The organism is Kroppenstedtia guangzhouensis, assembly GCF_014637345.1.
In the GTDB taxonomy this organism is placed as follows: Bacteria; Bacillota; Bacilli; order Thermoactinomycetales; family DSM-45169; genus Kroppenstedtia; species Kroppenstedtia guangzhouensis.
This window is the reverse complement of sequence record NZ_BMEX01000010.1, coordinates 19947-37628: the sequence shown is the minus strand read 5'-3', so window position 1 is coordinate 37628 and position 17682 is coordinate 19947. Positions and strand designations below refer to the sequence as shown.

The 17682-nt window shown below is 52.7% G+C and carries 17 protein-coding genes; 9 read left to right on the top strand and 8 right to left on the bottom strand.

Annotated features, from left to right (window positions below):
- Window positions 1-8: 8 nt before the first annotated feature.
- Window positions 9-3491 carry a DNA polymerase III subunit alpha gene (locus IEV46_RS12660; RefSeq protein ID WP_188432922.1) on the bottom strand — a complete coding sequence of 1161 codons (3483 nt, stop codon included), beginning with the start codon at window positions 3489-3491 and terminating at the stop codon, window positions 9-11.
- Between the two features lie 151 nt (window positions 3492-3642).
- Here IEV46_RS12660 and IEV46_RS12655 point away from each other — a divergent pair, with 151 nt between their 5' ends.
- The 4 genes from IEV46_RS12655 (at window position 3643) to IEV46_RS12640 (ending at window position 5143) form a co-directional block, all read left to right on the top strand.
- Complete coding sequence (locus tag IEV46_RS12655; RefSeq protein ID WP_188432921.1) at window positions 3643-3969, top strand: YtrH family sporulation protein; 327 nt, start codon at window positions 3643-3645, stop codon at window positions 3967-3969.
- Between the two features lies 1 nt (window position 3970).
- The gene (locus IEV46_RS12650; protein WP_188432920.1) at window positions 3971-4492 is read left to right on the top strand and encodes a hypothetical protein; all 522 of its coding nucleotides are present in this window, start codon (window positions 3971-3973) and stop codon (window positions 4490-4492) included.
- A 55-nt stretch (window positions 4493-4547) separates the two neighbouring features.
- Window positions 4548-4781 (top strand): YtzJ family protein, encoded by a 234-nt coding sequence (locus IEV46_RS12645; RefSeq protein WP_188432919.1) that lies wholly within the window; start codon window positions 4548-4550, stop codon window positions 4779-4781.
- A 68-nt stretch (window positions 4782-4849) separates the two neighbouring features.
- Window positions 4850-5143 carry a YtpI family protein gene (locus IEV46_RS12640; protein WP_188432918.1) on the top strand — a complete coding sequence of 98 codons (294 nt, stop codon included), beginning with the start codon at window positions 4850-4852 and terminating at the stop codon, window positions 5141-5143.
- A 108-nt stretch (window positions 5144-5251) separates the two neighbouring features.
- Here IEV46_RS12640 and IEV46_RS12635 read toward each other — a convergent pair whose 3' ends face one another.
- The 7 genes from IEV46_RS12635 to IEV46_RS12605 all read right to left on the bottom strand — a co-directional run bounded on the left by IEV46_RS12635 (window position 5252) and on the right by IEV46_RS12605 (window position 11766).
- Window positions 5252-6112, bottom strand: coding sequence for a glycine betaine ABC transporter substrate-binding protein (locus tag IEV46_RS12635; RefSeq protein ID WP_188432917.1), 861 nt, complete (start codon window positions 6110-6112; stop codon window positions 5252-5254).
- A gap of 101 nt (window positions 6113-6213) precedes the next feature.
- Window positions 6214-7053: an ABC transporter permease gene (locus IEV46_RS12630; RefSeq protein ID WP_188432916.1), complete on the bottom strand. Its 840-nt coding sequence runs from the start codon at window positions 7051-7053 to the stop codon at window positions 6214-6216.
- Window positions 7028-8245, bottom strand: a complete 1218-nt coding sequence (locus tag IEV46_RS12625) for a quaternary amine ABC transporter ATP-binding protein (RefSeq protein ID WP_188432915.1) — start codon at window positions 8243-8245, stop codon at window positions 7028-7030. The genes IEV46_RS12630 and IEV46_RS12625 overlap by 26 nt, the downstream gene beginning before the upstream one ends.
- A 151-nt stretch (window positions 8246-8396) precedes the next feature.
- Window positions 8397-9710 carry a DRTGG domain-containing protein gene (locus tag IEV46_RS12620; RefSeq protein ID WP_188432914.1) on the bottom strand — a complete coding sequence of 438 codons (1314 nt, stop codon included), beginning with the start codon at window positions 9708-9710 and terminating at the stop codon, window positions 8397-8399.
- A gap of 337 nt (window positions 9711-10047) precedes the next feature.
- Window positions 10048-10344, bottom strand: a complete 297-nt coding sequence (locus IEV46_RS12615) for a hypothetical protein (protein WP_188432913.1) — start codon at window positions 10342-10344, stop codon at window positions 10048-10050.
- Window positions 10345-10533: 189 nt separating this feature from the next.
- Window positions 10534-11226 carry a metal-dependent hydrolase gene (locus tag IEV46_RS12610; RefSeq protein WP_188432912.1) on the bottom strand — a complete coding sequence of 231 codons (693 nt, stop codon included), beginning with the start codon at window positions 11224-11226 and terminating at the stop codon, window positions 10534-10536.
- A 180-nt stretch (window positions 11227-11406) separates the two neighbouring features.
- Window positions 11407-11766 carry a YlbF family regulator gene (locus IEV46_RS12605; RefSeq protein WP_188432911.1) on the bottom strand — a complete coding sequence of 120 codons (360 nt, stop codon included), beginning with the start codon at window positions 11764-11766 and terminating at the stop codon, window positions 11407-11409.
- 155 nt (window positions 11767-11921) lie between these two features.
- Here IEV46_RS12605 and IEV46_RS12600 point away from each other — a divergent pair, with 155 nt between their 5' ends.
- The 5 genes from IEV46_RS12600 to IEV46_RS12580 are packed head-to-tail and all read left to right on the top strand — an operon-like array spanning window position 11922 to window position 17647.
- On the top strand, window positions 11922-13352 hold the full coding sequence (locus tag IEV46_RS12600) for a YheC/YheD family endospore coat-associated protein (protein ID WP_188432910.1): 1431 nt from the start codon (window positions 11922-11924) through the stop codon (window positions 13350-13352).
- On the top strand, window positions 13352-14470 hold the full coding sequence (locus IEV46_RS12595; protein WP_188432909.1) for a YheC/YheD family endospore coat-associated protein: 1119 nt from the start codon (window positions 13352-13354) through the stop codon (window positions 14468-14470). Before IEV46_RS12600 ends, IEV46_RS12595 begins: the two co-directional genes overlap by 1 nt.
- A complete protein-coding gene (locus tag IEV46_RS12590) occupies window positions 14467-15837 on the top strand; it encodes a YheC/YheD family endospore coat-associated protein (RefSeq protein WP_188432908.1) in 1371 nt (456 codons plus the stop codon). The genes IEV46_RS12595 and IEV46_RS12590 overlap by 4 nt, the downstream gene beginning before the upstream one ends.
- A 15-nt stretch (window positions 15838-15852) precedes the next feature.
- The gene (locus IEV46_RS12585) at window positions 15853-17169 is read left to right on the top strand and encodes a YheC/YheD family endospore coat-associated protein (protein ID WP_188432907.1); all 1317 of its coding nucleotides are present in this window, start codon (window positions 15853-15855) and stop codon (window positions 17167-17169) included.
- Window positions 17170-17173: 4 nt separating this feature from the next.
- Window positions 17174-17647 carry a GNAT family N-acetyltransferase gene (locus tag IEV46_RS12580; protein WP_188432906.1) on the top strand — a complete coding sequence of 158 codons (474 nt, stop codon included), beginning with the start codon at window positions 17174-17176 and terminating at the stop codon, window positions 17645-17647.
- Window positions 17648-17682: the final 35 nt, after the last annotated feature.

Below are 17682 nucleotides of genomic sequence, written 5' to 3'. Positions count from 1 at the left end.
GGAACATTTTATGATCCCCGTCCGTTTCCAGTTCGGGAAGAGGTTCCCACGCGGAAAGAATGCGTTCCCAGTATATCCTCTACCTTCCTTTTCAATGCATCGGAAGGCTGAATCCCATATTTGTCCACAGGGAGCTCCAACACCTTCCCGGTCCGTTCATAAAAAAGCCGGATCGGCACCCCTCCCCCATTGGAGAGTAAAAGACCTTTCAGGCGCCCCAGCACCTCGGTTCCTTCCTTCTCGAGCGGAATCCGGATGTAAACCGCCGTATCTGCCAATTCTTTATCTTTAACTTCTCGGATCCGTTCCGGTTTCGGTTCCGAAAGCGGCTGCAGGTCTTCCACTTGATCTGCCAGAATCTTGTTTCCCTGTTCATGCCGGTTGACCCGGCCCGTTACAAAGACAGCCCGTTCCGTCTGCAAGAGAGGCCGGAATTGGCGCAGGGTCCGGGGAAACACCACCACTTCCCTCTGTGCAGTGTGATCTTCCAGGGTAACAAAAGCCATCGGCTCTCCTTTGCGGGTAGTGATCGCCTTCACCTCCCGGATCAAGCCCGCCACCGTCACTCGCTCCTCCTCCCGGCAATCTGCCAGATCGTCCAGGCGATGAGTGATACGGGAAGAGATGATCCCCTGGAAGGGATTCAAGGGGTGCCCGGTCAGATAAAGCCCCAACAACTCCCGCTCCATCTCCAGCTCTTCCCGGGGAGTGAAGGGTTTGACCCCGTCGTAGGTGAACCGGGTCCGGGAGCCTGCAGAAGGCTCCTCAAAGAGTTGGAGCTGATCCCCGGATTGCCGTTTTTGATATTCCCCCCCTTGCTCCATCGCCTCGTCCAACATGGCCAGCAGGCGGGCCCGGTGACCCGGCAGGTGATCCATCGCTCCACACTGGATCAGAGATTCAATCACCCGCCGGTTACAGGTGCGCAAGTCCACCCGGCGGCAAAAATCGAACAGATCCCGGAATGGCCTCTTTCGCCGTTCCTGAAGAATCGACTCGATCGCGTGGCTGCCCACGTTTTTGATGGCAGCCATCCCCATCCGGATCCCACCGTTTTTCACGGAAAATCCGTGATCACTTTCGTGGATGTCGGGGGGAAGCACTTGAATTCCATGTTTTCGGCAATCCTCAATATACTCCGCCATCTTTCCATGACTGCCCATGACAGTGGTCATCAAGGCCGCCATAAAGGGCAGCGGATGATTTGCTTTCAAAAATGCCGTCTGGTAGGCAAGGACGGCATAAGCCGCAGAATGGCTCCGATTGAAGCCGTAATCGGCAAAACGGAGGATCAGGTCATACACTTTCCGGCCCGTCTCTTCGCTGTAGCCCTGGGCCACACAACCGGAGATAAAAGCTTCCTGCTGTTCATCGAGGACCTCCCGCTTCTTTTTGGAGACCGCCCGCCGCAAAAGATCTGCCTGCCCAAGAGTGAAGCCGGCCATCTGAGAGGCAATTCTCATAATCTGTTCCTGGTAGACAATGATGCCATAGGTGTTCTTCAAAATCGGCTCCAGATCAGGGTGGGGATAATCCACTTCCTCCCGACCGTGTTTGGCCCGGATAAATCGGGGAATCTGTTCCATCGGTCCCGGACGGTAGAGGGCGAGAACCGCAATCAGATCCTCAAAGGTGTTGGGTTTCAGCTCCCGGAGAACCCTCCGCATCCCGGGGGACTCCAGCTGGAACACGCCGGTGGTTTCCCCTTGGGACACCATCCGGTAGGTGACCGGATCATTGTATTCCGACTGGCTGAAGTCGACCTCCACTCCTTCAGTCTCCCGGATTGATTTGACCGCTCGTTCGATTACAGTCAAATTGCGCAAGCCCAAAAAGTCCGCTTTAAGAAGCCCAATCTCTTCCAATGCCTCCATCGGATACTGGGTCAGGCTGAGTCCTTCACTTCCCCGCTCCAGGGGAACATGATCCGTCAGATCTGTATCGGCGATCACCACCCCGGCGGCATGAGTGGAGGCGTGCCGGGGGAAGCCTTCCACTTTGCGGACGTTCTCCATCAAGCGGGCAATCCGGGGATTTTCCCGAACCATTTGTTCCAGGGGGGAACCGCGTTTCATCACCCGATCCAGGTTGACACCCGGGCCCGCCGGGATCCCTTTGGCCACTTGATCCACCTCAGCATAGGGCATCCCCATCACCCTGCCCACATCCCGCACCGCTGCCCGGGGCGCCATCGTACCAAAGGTGATAATCTGAGCCACCCGGTGATCCCCATATTTCCTGGTGACATAATGAATCACTTCGTCCCGGCGTTCGTAATTGAAATCAATATCGATGTCAGGCATGCTCACCCGCTCCGGGTTGAGGAAACGCTCAAACAGAAGATGGTGACGGATCGGATCGATGTCGGTGATCCCCAGCACATAAGAGACTAAACTGCCCGCCGCCGAACCCCGGCCCGGCCCGACAGCGATCCCCTGTTCCCGGGCGAAACGGACAAAATCCCAAACGATCAAAAAGTAGTCGTTAAATCCCATGTTCCCAATCACTGACAGCTCATATTGCAGCCGCTCCTCCACCTCCCTTTTCACTCTGCCGTATCGCTTTTCTGCCCCTTTGCGGCAAAGCGCCGAGAGATAGGTGTGAGCGGTATACCCTTCCGGTACCGGAAACTTGGGCAGCAACCGTCCGCCCAGCGGGATTTCCACCTGACACCGGTCGGCGATCCGTCGGGTGTTTTTAACCGCTTCCGGCACATAACCAAACAGGCGCTCCATCTCCTTCGCCGATTTCAGGTAAAATTCCGAGGAGGGAAAGCGTAGCCGGTCTTCTTCTTCCAAACGCCGGTTGGTTCCGATACAGAGCAAGCAGTCATGCATCTCATCGTCCCTCCGATCCACATAATGCAGATCGTTGGTCGCCACCAGGGCCAGATCCGCCTCCCGGGCCAGGGAGATGAGATGCCGGTTCACCTTTTGCTGCTCAGGCAACCCGTGATCTTGCAGCTCCAGGAAAAAGTTCTCCCGCCCAAAAATCTCCCTGTACTCATTCACCAGCCGACGGGCCCTGTCAAAATCATCCTCCAGAATGGCCTGAGGGATCTCCCCGGCCAGACAAGCACTGGTCGCGATCAGACCCCGGTGGTGACGGCGCAGGAGCTCTTTGTCCACCCGGGGTTTATAATGGAACCCCTTCAGATGAGCCTCGGTCACAATCTTCATCAGATTGCGGTAGCCTTCATGATTCTCCGCCAGCAACAACAGATGATGGATCCGATTCTCCCGCGGCGACGGACGTTCCCCCAACCTGCCGGGAGTGAGATACACCTCACATCCGATAATCGGCCGAATCCCCGCTCTGCGGCAAGCTTTATAAAAGGGGATCACTCCGTACATCACCCCGTGATCGGTGATGGCCAAGGCATCAAAGCCCACATCTTTTGCCCGGCCAACCAATTGTTCAATACGGGCCGCCCCGTCGAGCAGACTGTATTCCGTATGGACATGGAGATGGACAAATGGAGATTTTTTCATTGTCTTCACCCGGCCCACAAAAAGTTTCTGTCTCTATTATACTCCATCGGGCAAGGGGTGACGAACATACGATCCCTACCCCCACACATAAACAAGCCCTGCCTGTCATACAGTGAAAGCAAGGAACCCGTGGGACAAAGGCGGTGTGGGGATGGGAGAATTTTGGTCAACCACAATATTGAACTATTTTATCGCCATGGGCGTCGTCCTGGGAGGATCAGTACTGGGAGGAGTCGGTGCCTTTTTTGGCAACGACCCCCCTATGGATGCCATGCTCCGTCTGTCCGAACAGTTGAAGATTTGGGCCCTGGTGGCGGCCCTCGGTGGAACTTTTGACACCATCAAATCCTTTGAAGTCCATATCCTCGGCGGAGAACTGCATCAGGCTTTTCAGCAGATGATCTTTATCCTGAGTGCCTTCTTCGGTGCCCATGTCGGCACTGTTCTGATCCGGTGGTTGATTCAAGGGGAAGTTTGAGATGAAATCTTCAAGAAGACTCCGGCTGCTCCGCATGATGGTGACTTTCCTGTTCGGTGTGCTGGCCGGATCATCGGCGATGAACCTTCTTTACGGAAAAAAACTGGACGCACTGTACCTGGAACGTAATATCCTGATTTACAGAAACAACGAAAAATCACGGGAGATCAACACCCTGCGCAAAGACCTGGACAGACACTCGGAACCCCGGTTTATCCGCAGAATTCCCGTAGAGGTGGATTCATCTGACGTGGACAACGAATTTGTACAGGAACGGATCCGGGAAAGAGTGCAACAAATCCTGCAACCCTTTCTCGGTAAACCCATACATTGGGTGAAAGATAACCCTGACGTAGTGGATAATATGTTAAAAGACCGACTTCTTCCAATCCAACAGGACAAAGAGACCCATCATCTCAAGGTTCGCTTGAAATACCTGGTTTTCAACGGTTCCGACGAGATGAAAATCTGGATCACCGTCAACAAAAATCAAGAAAAAAATGTGTCAATCGGAAGGAAGTAATCGCCAAATCACCTGAAAAAGTGTATGATATAAAAAAAGAAAGGGGGGGATCTTTATGATCATCAGCCGAAAACGAATGGCTAAAGCCAAGGTGGAAAAGTTGAAACGCGGTTTCTCCGCCTATGCGGAGACGAAGGAAGTCGCTGATCTCATCGAGAAAGAATTGGCTCAACTGGACCTGCCGGTCATTGTCGATCAGACCCAGATCGGATATTGGTTCATTCCCGATGTTCCTGCTGAGCAATCTCTCAACAACCCCCCGGATCCCATCGATTCCCAATGCAGCTGACACCCCAAATCAGCGCCTTTCCGTCCTTGGGCGGAGGGCGTTTTGCATACATACAGGAGGTTGTACCTATGCAGATTTTCTTATTGTTTCTGGTCATCGTGATCATCTATACAGCCATTCGAACCTTTTCCCACAGCATCGCCGGCCGACGGGCGGACGGGTTGGACCGGGTGAAACACCAGGCCCGGATGAACATCCACATGGGGGTCATGTTTATCTCCGTCGCCCTGATGCAAGGAGTCTCCTTGAGTGGGGGCTGGGTTCGTCTCGTGCTGCTCATCCTGATCGGCTTGCTCGGAATCTACAACCTGATCCATGGCCTCCGCGCCTGGCGCTTTTACAAGAATAAATCCAGTTCATGAGAATCGGCTCTTCGCCATACCATCCGGGACGAAGAGCCGGTATCCTTCATCGCCTGATATCCCGGTCCAAAAAAAGCAGCCACCCTTCCGAGGGGTGGCTGTTCTCGTTCATTTCGTCCATTCCTTCACTTTGTCCGAATGCTTTTTCACCCAGTCGGCGGCAGCTTCCTCCGGCTTTTTGCCTTGTTGAACCGCCAGCATCACTTCTTCCATATCTTCCGTGGTCCAATGGAATTGGTCGAGGATCTTGTAGGCTTCGGGACTCTCTTTTTTAAGATCTTTGCTCACAATGGTGTGAATATTCTCCTCGCCTCCGAAACTCTCCTTGGGGTCATCGAGGAACTTCAAATCATACTCGGCAAATTTCCAGTGCGGGCTCCATCCGGTGATCACAATCGGTTTTTTGGTATCGATTGCTTTTTTGAGGGAGGCCACCATCGCTGCATCAGAACCTTCCACCAATGTCATATCCAGGTTGTAATCTTTGATCGCCCGTTGCGTGGCCTCCATCACACCGGCTCCGGCATCGATCCCGATGATCTTCCCATCAAATTCGCCTTTTTTCTGTTTCAGATCGGCGATGGAATCCGCATTCACATAGGAAGGGACAACCAGACCGATCCGGGTTCCTTCCATATTGGAACCCAAGTCCTCCACCTGATTCTTAAATTTCTCGTAGTAGCTCTTGTGCGTGACGGGCAACCAGGCCGCAACCATCCCATCAGCGCTTCCACTTGCCACCCCCGCCCACATCGGGCCGGCTTCCACCTGTTTCAATTCCACCGTGAAGCCTTGCTCTTCCAATACTTTTTTAATTACATGAGTGCTGGCCACTTCAGAGTCCCAGTTCACATAGGCGAGCGTGATTTCTTTTTTTCCTTCTCCGCCCTGTTGCTGGCCGCAAGCCACCATAAACAGGAGAGCAAACACGGAGAGGATGAGAAGAAAACCTTTCCAACGGTTCTTCAAAACATTTCACTCCTTGATTTCCCTATGATCCAGGTTTTAAATTCCATGGCTGAGGTCCATTCCCCTTCTTCAACAATCAACCGACACACTCTGGCAGGGTCTCAGGCGACTTTTCTCGGATCCTTGCCCAGACTCTGAGTGATCCGATCCAGTATGATGGCGATGATGACAATGGCCAGACCCCCTTCAAAACCGGTACCCACTTCCAGCCTGCTGATCGATTGCAGCACAATCGCACCCAATCCACCGGCGCCGATCATCGAGGAAATCACAACCATCGACAGGGAAAGCATGATCGTTTGGTTCACCCCCGCCATGATGGTGGATCGGGCCAAAGGAAGTTGCACTTTGAACAGTTTTTGCCAGGAGGTGGAACCGAATGCATCCGCCGCCTCAATCAAATCCCCCGGCACTTGGCGAATTCCGAGATTGGTCAGACGGATCGTCGGCGGCATGGCAAAAATCACCGAAGCGATCACTCCGGGCACAGCCCCCAGAGCAAAAAAGAACACTGCGGGAATCAGATAGACAAAAGCAGGCATGGTCTGCATAAAGTCCAAAACCGGCGTGATGATTCTCCGCACCACTTGGCTGCGTGCAGCCCAAATTCCCAGAGGAATTCCCAGTATGACAGAAATCAGCGATGCGGTGAGCACCAGAGACAGCGTTTCCGTACTCTTCTCCCACAATCCGAGGTTTGCCACCAAGAAGAGTCCCACCAGGGTGAACAGGGCCACCGACCACCGGCTTGTCCACAGGGCCAAAGCACTGATCAAAATGATGGTGACCAAGGGAGGTGCCACCGTGAGAATCATTTGGAAAAAACCTACCGTCGGCTCAATGATATGGGTAATGAAGGAGAAGAGCCCTGATAAGTTCTCCGTCAACCAGTTGACCAGCGAATCCACCCATTGGTCAAGCGGAACCTTGGGAATCGGCATCCGTTTTCACCCCGTTTCCGGCGAGTGCGGCAAATATGGCTCCCCGAACCACCACACCCCTCAGTTTCTCCTGTTGATCCACAACCACGGCGGGATGAGCAAATTGTTTTTCCGCCATTTTCGGCAGAAGATCACTCACCGGCGTATCTTCATGAACCATCACTGCATCTTTGATCAGTACATCTTCAATCGTTTTTCCGTTCTCCGCCACTTCCTTGGCCCCTTCAGCAGTGAGGATCCCGATAAATTTTCGATCCCTGCCCACGACCATAACGGTGGAGGTTCCCCCTCCCCGCATCCGTTTCAGCGCCACACGGGGTCCTTCCTTCCCAAGTACAAGTGCTTCAGAGCGCTTCATGATCGACCCGGCGGTCAATACCTTGGTCAGATTGACATCTTCCACAAATTTTTCCACATACGAATTGGCCGGGTTGGTCAAAATCTCTTCCGGTGTGCCGATCTGTACGATTTCCCCGTCCTTCATCAGGGCGATTCGATCCCCGATCCGCAGAGCCTCATCCAGATCATGAGTGATAAAGATAATCGTCTTTTGCATGGTGGACTGAAGATCCATCAATTCATCCTGCATGTCCTTACGGATCAGCGGATCAAGGGCACTGAACGCTTCATCCATCAACAGGATGTCCGGATCGTTGGCCAGTGCCCGGGCCAGACCCACCCGTTGCTGCATCCCCCCGGAGAGCTGGTCGGGACGGCTATCGGCATAATTCTCCAACCCGACTAAGCCCAGGGATGTCAAAGCTTTTTCTTTTCGTTCCTCTTTGGGGATTCCCTGTACTTCCAGACCGTATTCCACATTCTCCCGCACGCTTTTATGGGGAAACAAGGCGAAGCGCTGAAAGACCATCCCCATCTTGGTCCGGCGAATCTGCCTCAATTCCTGTGGATCCATCCGGGATACATCCTCCCCATCCATTCGAACGGAACCCTCCGTCGGTTCGATCAACCGGTTGAGAAGCCGCACCAGTGTGGATTTTCCGCTACCGGACAGGCCCATGATCACAAACACCTCACCGGCGTCCACCGAAAAGCTGACCCGGTTGACGCCGACGGTCATGCCTGTCTCTTTCAAAATCTCTTCCTTGCTTTTTCCCTGACGCACCAGCTCCAAACCCTTGGTCGGGTTGCGTCCGAAAATTCTCGTCAGATTCTCCACTTCAATTTTTTTCATCTTCTCCCCCTGACTTTTCCTTCCTGATGTGGATGGTCAGTCCATACATTATCTTTACCCCATTTCACCACCGAAAAAACAAAGCCTGGGTCATCATGACCCAGCCCTAACCAGATTAACATAGATTTCTTTAAAGCAAAACAGGTACGGCTCATCTCTCAATCAATTGGGCGGTCACGAGGGCTTTCGCCACCACGTGACCGTCTTCGCTCACTTCCACGTCCACCTTTCCCACTTTTCTTCCCAGTTCAATCACTCTAGGCCGGATGAACAATTTCCGTTCCAATTGAACCGGCTTCAATGTATACAGAGTCAGGTTGTCTGTCACCATGTCCCCGCGGTGCTGCTTTCGCAGGCGGCGGTGGGCTGCTTCAGTGATCAGGGTGGTCAGCACCCCCGTGGAGAGATTTCCCAATGGATCCGTCATCTGCGGAGCGACCATTCCCTGAAATGAAATCTCACCATTTTTTCCCTTCACTTCGTCAAATCCTTTTAACACTAGATCGTTGATGGTCTCTCCGATCTGGGGCTGCTTTTGCATATATTGGAGGGATTTGATCACATCCTGGCGGCTGATCACCCCGAGTAACATATGCTGGTGATTCACCACCGGCAACAGCTCAATGCCTTCCCACACCATCTCATGGGCGGCGGTGGCCAAGGATGTTTTCGGGGTGACTGTGATCGGGTTTTTCGTCATCACTCGTTCGATCCGTTCATCGGAATCATGTCCCACCACATCCTTGGCCGTCACCATTCCGTGAAGCCTGCCCTTGTCGTCGACCACCGGATAGCGACTGTGTTTGGTCTCCCGGACCGATGCATGAAAGTTTTCCACTCGGTCATCCAACTTCAAAAAAATGGGGGGATGCTTCGGGTTCAACATATCCTCCACCAAGAGGATCTCTTTTTTAATCAGGCGATCATAGATGGCCCGATTGATCATCGCCGCCACAGTAAAGGTATCATAACCGCAAGAAATCACCGGTAACTCCAGCTGATCGGCCAACTGTTTCACTTCCTCCGTAGCATCAAAACCCCCGGTAATCAATACAGCCGCCCCCCGTTCCAGAGAAATCCGATGGGCGTTGTCCCGGTTTCCGACGATCATCAGTTGTCCCGGTTCCACATAGCGAATCATAGCTTCCAACTTCATGGCACCGATCAAAAACCGATTCAAAGTTTTATGAAGACCCGCCTTTCCACCCAAAACCTGACCGTCCACGATGTTAACGACTTCAGCAAAGGTGAGTCTTTCGATCTTGGAACGGTGTTTCTTTTCAATCCGGACAGTGCCCACCCGTTCCACCGTGGACACCAATCCCTGGTTCTCTCCCTCTTTGATCGCCCGATAAGCTGTTCCCTCACTGACACCCAATTCCCGTGCGATTCCCCGAACCGAAATTTTGTGACCGACCTCCAGATTTTCTATATATTCCAGGATCTTTTCGTGTTTGGTCGCCACGTACACTCACTTCTTTCCCCGTGTTCTATATTGTTGTGATGAAGTCTTTCCGAGTCGGTCGGGATTGGGTTTCACATTCAGCTTGACAATGAAACCCAACCCTCCCTGTGACAGCTTTTTCACAATGCTTTTATGGCCCTTCAGACAACAGACAACTTTGATCTCCCTTTTTCAGCAGGTTGGAGGCAGGGTGGTGGGGCGGCTTCGATCTCTTCCAAAGAGGCATGTTCGTGGAAAGGGCATTATGTCAGCGCTTTCTTCCACATTATACATGAGCGGACAGAGGAAACCAAAAAGCCCTTATCCGGCAGATGCCGGATAAAAAAAAGCCCCCTGATCAGGGAACTTTCTGCCAACGCCTTCTGAAAACTGTGGAGCCGGCCGTCGATCTTTTTTGCTTTTCTGTTCTCAACCACCGCATGCGGCGCGCCCTCTCATTCTTTCGCCTCTCTTCCCGGTCGAGCTGGAGCACCATTCGCCAATTGGCTGCAATCACTAAATAAGCAAAAGCCAGCCAGCCAAAAGCAAACACTGATGATAATCCGGGAGCCGAAGAAACAGGCAACCGGGGAACGGCGAGAAACAAAAGTGCCAAAGCCGATACCAGAGCGATCCCGTGTTTGCTACGTAACAAAGATGTCTCCCCCTTTTTTGTCCTGTCTATTCTTATCTATACAGGACATGCCGGAAAAAATGCACAAAAAAAGAGGCGGTGGGTTGCACCGTCTCCAATTAGGGGGTTTTCATCCTGTCTCCATCCTAGTTCTTGGACGTTACAGGGAAGTTACATCCAATTTACAGTTTGTTATCCCGATCATATTTTTCATAGTTTAAAGGATTCTCCCGGTCGAACCACTTGACCGTCGAGCTGTTTTTCTGACAAAAGGCGGATAAAAGCATCAGCATCCTGCTCAATCAGAGGGAAGGTGTTATAGTGCATCGGCACTGTTTTTCTTGCGCCGATCCATTCCGCTGCGATCAAGGCATCCTCCGGCCCCATCGTGAAGTTATCCCCGATCGGAAGCAATGCCAAGTCGATATCGTTCTGCTCACCGATCAACTTCATGTCGGAAAAAAGACAGGTATCTCCGGCATGATAGATCGTTTTTCCGCCCAGGGTTAACAATAAACCGGCGGGCATACCCAAGTAGACGATCTCTTTCTTCTCCGAATCGATGTGGGCGGAACCGTGGAAAGCTTGGGTCAGTTTCACCCGTCCAAAATCAAAGAGGTGACTGCCTCCGATGTGCATGGGATGAACATTTTCCACCCCTTGAAACCCGATCCAATGAGCCAATTCGTTATTGGCAATCACTGTGGCACCGGTCCGCTTGGCGATCTTCACGGTATCACCTACATGGTCATCGTGACCGTGGGTCAACAGGATGTACTCCACCTCGATTTCTTCCGGCTGGACTTTGGCCAGTGGGTTCCCCTTCAGAAACGGATCGATAATCAGTTTGGTCCCCGCCTCTTGGATTTCAAAACAACTTTGACCGTGAAAGGTGATTTGCATCGCAATCCCTCCGTTCAGACTGTTTGTGTGTGTTCGCAGGCTTGATCGGCCGTATATTGAGTCAGATCGTATTCTGCCAAGTGACCGTTGCAGCCTAGGGCACAAGTCCCACCAGGTTCGCTTCACTCCCGGTCTCACTGCGGCAGGACACGATTCTCTTTTTTCCCGCCCATTTCCCGGTTAATCAACAACCCGGTGTTTGTGGACGTCCTGTAACGGCTCCCCCAGTATTCGCATCATGTCTGTCATCAACTGTCCCACACGGACCTCGGCTTCCATGTAATGGAGAAGTTGGGGTTCGGATCGGATCTCATCCATCAACCGATTCAGCTCATCCATCATTTCCTGGCGAGGCTTTTGACCCTGCATCTGGATGGTTTGCACCTCTCCGGCGATCTGCCTGTACTGCTCCAGGATCCGGCGATGGTCGGGGTGTTGGCTCGCCTTTTGCCATGCTTTTTGCAACCCCTTCACCTCATCCGAGTTTTGCAATGCTCGGGCAAGTTCATACGCCTTGTCATAAGGGTTTGTTGTGCTCATGCTGCCTCCCCTCCCTTTCCCCCATATGCATATACCACAAAATCAGAAAAAAAACCTTCCCTTGCACCAAATTGATGATCACGTCCCTTTTTATTCACCGGAGAATACATGCCTACATACCCTATAGCAGTCACTTTTCGCGGAAGGGGATCCACATGGGGCATGCCAGAATCATGATCCAGATCTTGCCGGAACGGTATTTCCCTCCACAAGTCAACATGATTGTCAGCCAGTCGCTCGCCAATCGGCTCCAACTTCCGAAACACCCCATCTGGGCTGCTTTCGGTACAGCTGCAGATATCACCTTCATCTCCACCATTCAAAATCAGACTCCCCTTGTCCGGATCCATTCCCGGCTAGCTGAAAAGCTGAGGATCACCAACCAACATCACCTGAATATCCGTTACGATGCCCGAAACGGAGCACTTCATTTCGGACCTTTTCTCGGGATTCTCATCAACGAGGACGTACAAGGAAACAGCAAACAAAAATTTGGAATGATGGCCCGCTTTCTTGAAGAGTGTGCCCAAGCCTGTGCTTCCAAAGGAGTGGCCCTTATCGTCTTCCCTCCCGAGGGGATTCACTTGTCCAAAAGAACCGTCCGGGGATGGTCCTATCAAGGGAAAAAGTGGGAGCTGATTGAAGCTCCCCTCCCCGATACGGTATATAACCGCATCACCTCCCGCCGGATTGAACGTCGGCAGGCCCTCCAACAAAAACTGTCGATTCTGAGGAACATCCACCAAATCCCCGTGTTTAACGAAACTTTTTTAAACAAGCAACAAGTCCATAATCTGTTGACCAAAGATGCCAACATGCGTCCCCTTTTACCTGAAACCCACCTCTATCATCCCAAACGGCTTCGGATCATGTTGAACAGGCACCGTATCGTCTATTTGAAACCGACAAACGGCAGTCTGGGTCAGGGAATCATCCGGGTCACCGCTGTTGACGGAAAATGGGTCTGCCAATATACGGAGGCGGCCAGTGCGGTGACGAGGATCTTTCCCCGTGCGGACGAAGCCTTCCGTCATCTCCGGCAAAGGGTCGCGGGTTCCCGATCCCGGTATCTCATCCAGCAAGGATTGAATCTGGTGAAATGGGACGGTCGTCCCGTCGATTTCCGAGTCTTGATCCAAAAGAACGGAAAAGGAATCTGGTCGGTCACATCCACGGTGGCCCGGGTGGCCAATGATCAAAACATCGTATCCAATCTGGCCCGCGGCGGAACCCTTCGGAAAGCCGGAGAGGTCCTTGCCGCTGTCCAGGCAAAAAACAAACCTACCCTCCAACAGATCCGGAATAAGGCATTGTCCATCGTCGAAGCTTTTGAACGGCTCTCCCAAGGTCACTATGCTGAGCTCGGGGTGGATCTGGTTCTGGATCAACAGGGGCAACTCTGGTTGCTGGAGCTCAACTCCAAACCGTCCAAAACAGATGAAACCGTCAATCCGTCGACGGTGATCCGCCCTTCCGTCAACCGTCTGGTTGACTATGTCTCCTATATTACCGGTTGGGCTCCGTTCCTGACGACAGGAACCCCTGAATTCCGGGCACGGCCAGACCGAACCAGGAGGAAAAGATGATGAAATCCTCAGCGTATACTTTAGGGGTCGTTACTTGCCGATTGGCGGGGCGGACCCCTCCTTTCAGCGAAACCAAATACCTCAGGGACTTGACGGTGGAAGGAGATTCTGCAGGAATTCAGCTCATTATCTTCCCACCAATGAATGTCAACTGGAAAACCCGTCGGGTGATTGCCTGGAGATATCACCATCCCTTTCGCAGATGGCTGAAGGAAATCCATCCGGTTCCCCAGTTGATTTATGACCGTTGTTATTATTTGGATACCAACCATTATCTGACCTACAAACCATACATCGACCGTTTGAAACAGGATCCGTCTGTCCACCTTTTGGGAAAACCTTTAGGCGGAAAACTCAGGACACATCACATTTTGCATAAAAGTAAACGATTGTCACCTTATCTTCTCCCCACCACCAAACTCAGCTCCACAAAAGATCTGATCTCGGGTATGAAGCAATACACTTCCGTCTTGATCAAACCCAACGGGGGCAGTCACGGCAGGGGGGTCGCCGCCATTACACCACAGGGTCAGTCCTTCCGCGTACGAGGTCGCTCAAGGAGCAACCGGCCCTTTCATCTGATCCTCCATTCCGGGCGTTCTCTCACCAACTGGGTTGGGAGATTCATCGGCCACACTCCGTACATTATCCAACCCTTCCTCAACCTGCGATCCATGGACAGTTGCCCCTTTGATATCCGAATCCTGGTTCAAAAAAACGGTGAAGGAAGATGGGTGACCACGGGGACGGCTGTTCGGATAGGAAACCCGGGCTCATTAACCTCCAATTTGCATGGCGGAGGTCACGCTGAGAGCACACAACAGTTTCTCAATAAAAATTACTCTCCGGAAAAAGTGAAGGATATTTGGCAGTCCATTCAATTTTTATCCAAATATGTACCCATACAGATTGAACAAGAACATGGAAGATTGTTGGAGCTGGGTATGGATGTCGGCGTTGACCGTCAGGGAAATGTTTGGCTTCTTGAAGTCAACTCCAAACCCGGGAGAAGTGTTTTTCTCCAAACCGGAGAGCGGGACGTTCGACGGCAATCCGTTCGGCTCCCCATCCAATACGCCTTGACCCTGTTCCAAAGGCTGACAGGAGGGTCTTTATGAGCTCCATCATCTGTCGGGTTCACCCCCTCCCTCCAGGCAAACAAGGAGTTTGGCTATCACAGCCACTGATGAGGGAATGGGGATGCAAACAAGGACAATCCATCAAAATACAAATCGGCGGCAAAAGCTTGATCACCCGAATCATTGGCGGCCGCCATCGAGGGAGGAATATCCTCCTGTCCCGTCCATTGGCTACACAATTACACCTTCCATGGTTCGGCGAGACGCGCGCTGTTTTCCGGAACAAAGAGCTGCACCTGGGACCGGTGCTCGGCATTCTGACTACAGGATTCACCGGCTCTCCCTCGATGCCCTTTGGTTCCCGGTCCGCCCTCTTCCGCCAGTTCCTGCTCGCCTCAAGGGAAGATCGCCCCTTTTTTTATGTGTTCACACCGGAGATGGTCGACTGGACCCGTCAGGTGGTTTACGGGTGGTTCTACCGTAAAGATCTTAACGGGGATTACCGGTGGGTTCGTAAATCGGCCCCCTTGCCGGATGTGGTCTACGAACGGATCCCCAACCGGAAAGCGGAGGCACAGACCCAGGTGAAAGGATGTCGCCTTCTCCTCGAACACACGGGAATTCCTATCTTTAACCAGGGGTTCTTCAACAAATGGATGGTCCATGAAGCACTCTACAACCACCCGCTCACCCCGGACTGTATTCCGGAAGCTCATCGTTCCCCTTCGATCCAGACCGTCGAGGATATGCTAAAACGGCATCGGATGGTTTATCTCAAACCGAGCGGCGGCAGTCTCGGTCTGGGGATTTTCCGGATCACCCGTGGACCGCAGGGCGATTATTACTGTCGATTTCGGAACGGGGATCGCAATGTCCTGCGCAAGTTCCGCTCCCTGCCCCCGCTTATGACCCAAATTTTTGGACGACAGCTAAACGGGCTTTCACGCTATCTGGTACAACAGGGAATCCGTTTGATCAAGTATGGGGACCGTGCGGTCGACTTTCGGGTCCATATGCACAAGGACCGATCCGGAAGATGGACAGTTGCAGGAATCGGTGCCAAGGTGGCGGGGGCCGGAAGTGTAACCACCCACGGACGAACTGGGGGCTCCCTTCTCTCCGCCTCGGAAGTGTTGAAAAAAGCCTTTCCCGAAAAAGAAGTGGACATGGAAAACCGGATCAAGGAGACGTCCATACGGATCTGCAACGCCCTGGAAGGCCACGTCAAAGGACCGCTGGGTGAGCTCGGTCTGGATATCGGGGTGGATTATCATCAGAGAGTGTGGTTGTTTGAGGCCAACTCCAAACCTGGACGACACATCTTCCTTCATCCTTCCCTGTGGAACGCCGGAAGACAGTCAGCACATTACATCACAGACTACAGCCTGAAACTGGCCAAATTTTAGAAAGGGGGTAGTGCCTTGAACGAATTTCCCCACACAGGCTGGATTGTTTTTCCCTTACGGGCGGCTCCGGGTAATCCCCGGTTTATCCCCCGCGGGCAGACAACCACCCCTTCCCTTCCTCCCATCGTGTCCATGCGATTGGGGTCCCAGCTGGAAAAGAAAGTACGGATCGATCCACCCAGAGCCCCGTCAAATCTCGACATGAAATGGCCCGCCCGGCTGAGAAAAATCAAGCACGGGAAATATAAAGCCGGTCCTTTCGTCGCTATTTTGACTTCATCCGGGTCTGGTGGATTTTGCGGCAACTTATCCAATTTTTCTGATCTGATCCGTACCGGCCGGCGAATGGGTGTCACCGTCTATGTGCTGACACCGGATGGTCTTCGACCGGGAACAAAAACAGTCAGGGGATTTCTCCTGAACCCCCGTACGAAAGGCCCCCGCTGGGTCGCAGCAACTCTGCCGCTTCCAGATGTGGTGTACAACCGGATTCCCTCCCGTCGCCAGGAGATGCGGCAAGCGGAGCAAAGAGCATTGTCCACCCTCTCGACGATGCCCGGAATCCATCTGTTTAACCCCTCTTTTTTCAACAAGTGGACCCTGTATCTCCACATGGGTCGCTCGGAAGCGCTGAGCCGTCTGCTTCCTGAAACAGTGGAATGGAAAGGCGGTTGCCGACTGGATGAGATGATCGAAAGACATTCCACTCTGTTCCTCAAACCCGTGGACGGAAAAGCGGGAGATGGGATGATCCGGATCACTCGTCTAAAGAAGGGTTACGGGATCGTCCATCAAAGTCTGCGAGGTAAACAAAAGTTTCACATCAGTGACGACAAGCTTCGAAGCAAGTTGAAAGAACTGACCGGTGACCAAAGTTATATCCTTCAGCAAGGAATCCACCTTGCACGCTATCGCGGGCGCCCTTTTGATCTTCGTCTGTTATTGCAAAAGGATGGTACCGGCCAATGGGATGTCACCGGGATCGGAGTTCGCGTGGCGGGAGGAGAAGCGATCAGTACCCACGTTCCCATGGGCGGCTCCATCGCTCCCATCGATGAGGTTTTCAACAGCCTGTTCGGAAATCACACCTCTACCGTCAAAGAACATCTCCGCTCCACTGTTTTGGAAATTGCCCGCCATATCGAGAAAGAAGAAGGGAAAAACCTTGGAGAAATGTCGATGGATCTGGGACTGGAACCCAATGGGAGGATCTGGTTCTTCGAAGCCAATGCCAAACCGATGAAATTTGATGAACCGGCGATCCGACAGAAGTCCCTTCGTCGACTGATTGAATACTGCCTCTATTTGAGCGGCTATACCCGGAGGTCATAAAATAGTGATCCGCATCGTTCCCATTCGTCCCAATCTTTTGCGGCGGGTTCGCCCCCTGCTTCTCAACTTCTCCAAACGGCATGGCGACCGCCGGATCACACATCGGGCCATTCGATGGCTAACCAACCTGAATAAGGATCCATTTCCCAGGGGAACCTGGCTCGCTGCAGCCCTGGATGGGCGGCGCCTGATCGGTTTCATCTTGTTCGGTAATTACGGGTTGGACGAAGCCTTTATCGTTGTTCACCCCGATTACCGCAAACAAACCGTCGGAGAATCTCTTCTGGAAGCTGCTCTCCATTCACTGGACCGGGTTTACACCCGGGTTGCCTGCGACAATATTCCCAGCCTCAAACTTTGCTTCAAAGAGGGGTTGGTCGCCTTTCACCTGATTACCGGACCCACGGGGAAACCCACCCTCTGCTTGGGGGGAGGAAACTGGAACCGACAAGAGTTTACTGACCACAGTTTGGATTGACCCGCCACCGGCGGGTCTTGTCAATCAAACGCGAG

What these genes read in the sequence shown, in the direction of transcription:
- IEV46_RS12660 (WP_188432922.1), bottom strand. Translation starts at nt 3,491, where the DNA reads ATGAAAAAATCTCCATTTGTCCATCTCCATGTCCATACGGAATACAGT.
- IEV46_RS12655 (WP_188432921.1), top strand. Translation starts at nt 3,643, where the DNA reads ATGGGAGAATTTTGGTCAACCACAATATTGAACTATTTTATCGCCATG.
- IEV46_RS12650 (WP_188432920.1), top strand. Translation starts at nt 3,971, where the DNA reads ATGAAATCTTCAAGAAGACTCCGGCTGCTCCGCATGATGGTGACTTTC.
- IEV46_RS12645 (WP_188432919.1), top strand. Translation starts at nt 4,548, where the DNA reads ATGATCATCAGCCGAAAACGAATGGCTAAAGCCAAGGTGGAAAAGTTG.
- IEV46_RS12640 (WP_188432918.1), top strand. Translation starts at nt 4,850, where the DNA reads ATGCAGATTTTCTTATTGTTTCTGGTCATCGTGATCATCTATACAGCC.
- IEV46_RS12630 (WP_188432916.1), bottom strand. Translation starts at nt 7,053, where the DNA reads ATGCCGATTCCCAAGGTTCCGCTTGACCAATGGGTGGATTCGCTGGTC.
- IEV46_RS12625 (WP_188432915.1), bottom strand. Translation starts at nt 8,245, where the DNA reads ATGAAAAAAATTGAAGTGGAGAATCTGACGAGAATTTTCGGACGCAAC.
- IEV46_RS12610 (WP_188432912.1), bottom strand. Translation starts at nt 11,226, where the DNA reads ATGCAAATCACCTTTCACGGTCAAAGTTGTTTTGAAATCCAAGAGGCG.
- IEV46_RS12605 (WP_188432911.1), bottom strand. Translation starts at nt 11,766, where the DNA reads ATGAGCACAACAAACCCTTATGACAAGGCGTATGAACTTGCCCGAGCA.
- IEV46_RS12600 (WP_188432910.1), top strand. Translation starts at nt 11,922, where the DNA reads ATGGGGCATGCCAGAATCATGATCCAGATCTTGCCGGAACGGTATTTC.
- IEV46_RS12595 (WP_188432909.1), top strand. Translation starts at nt 13,352, where the DNA reads ATGAAATCCTCAGCGTATACTTTAGGGGTCGTTACTTGCCGATTGGCG.
- IEV46_RS12590 (WP_188432908.1), top strand. Translation starts at nt 14,467, where the DNA reads ATGAGCTCCATCATCTGTCGGGTTCACCCCCTCCCTCCAGGCAAACAA.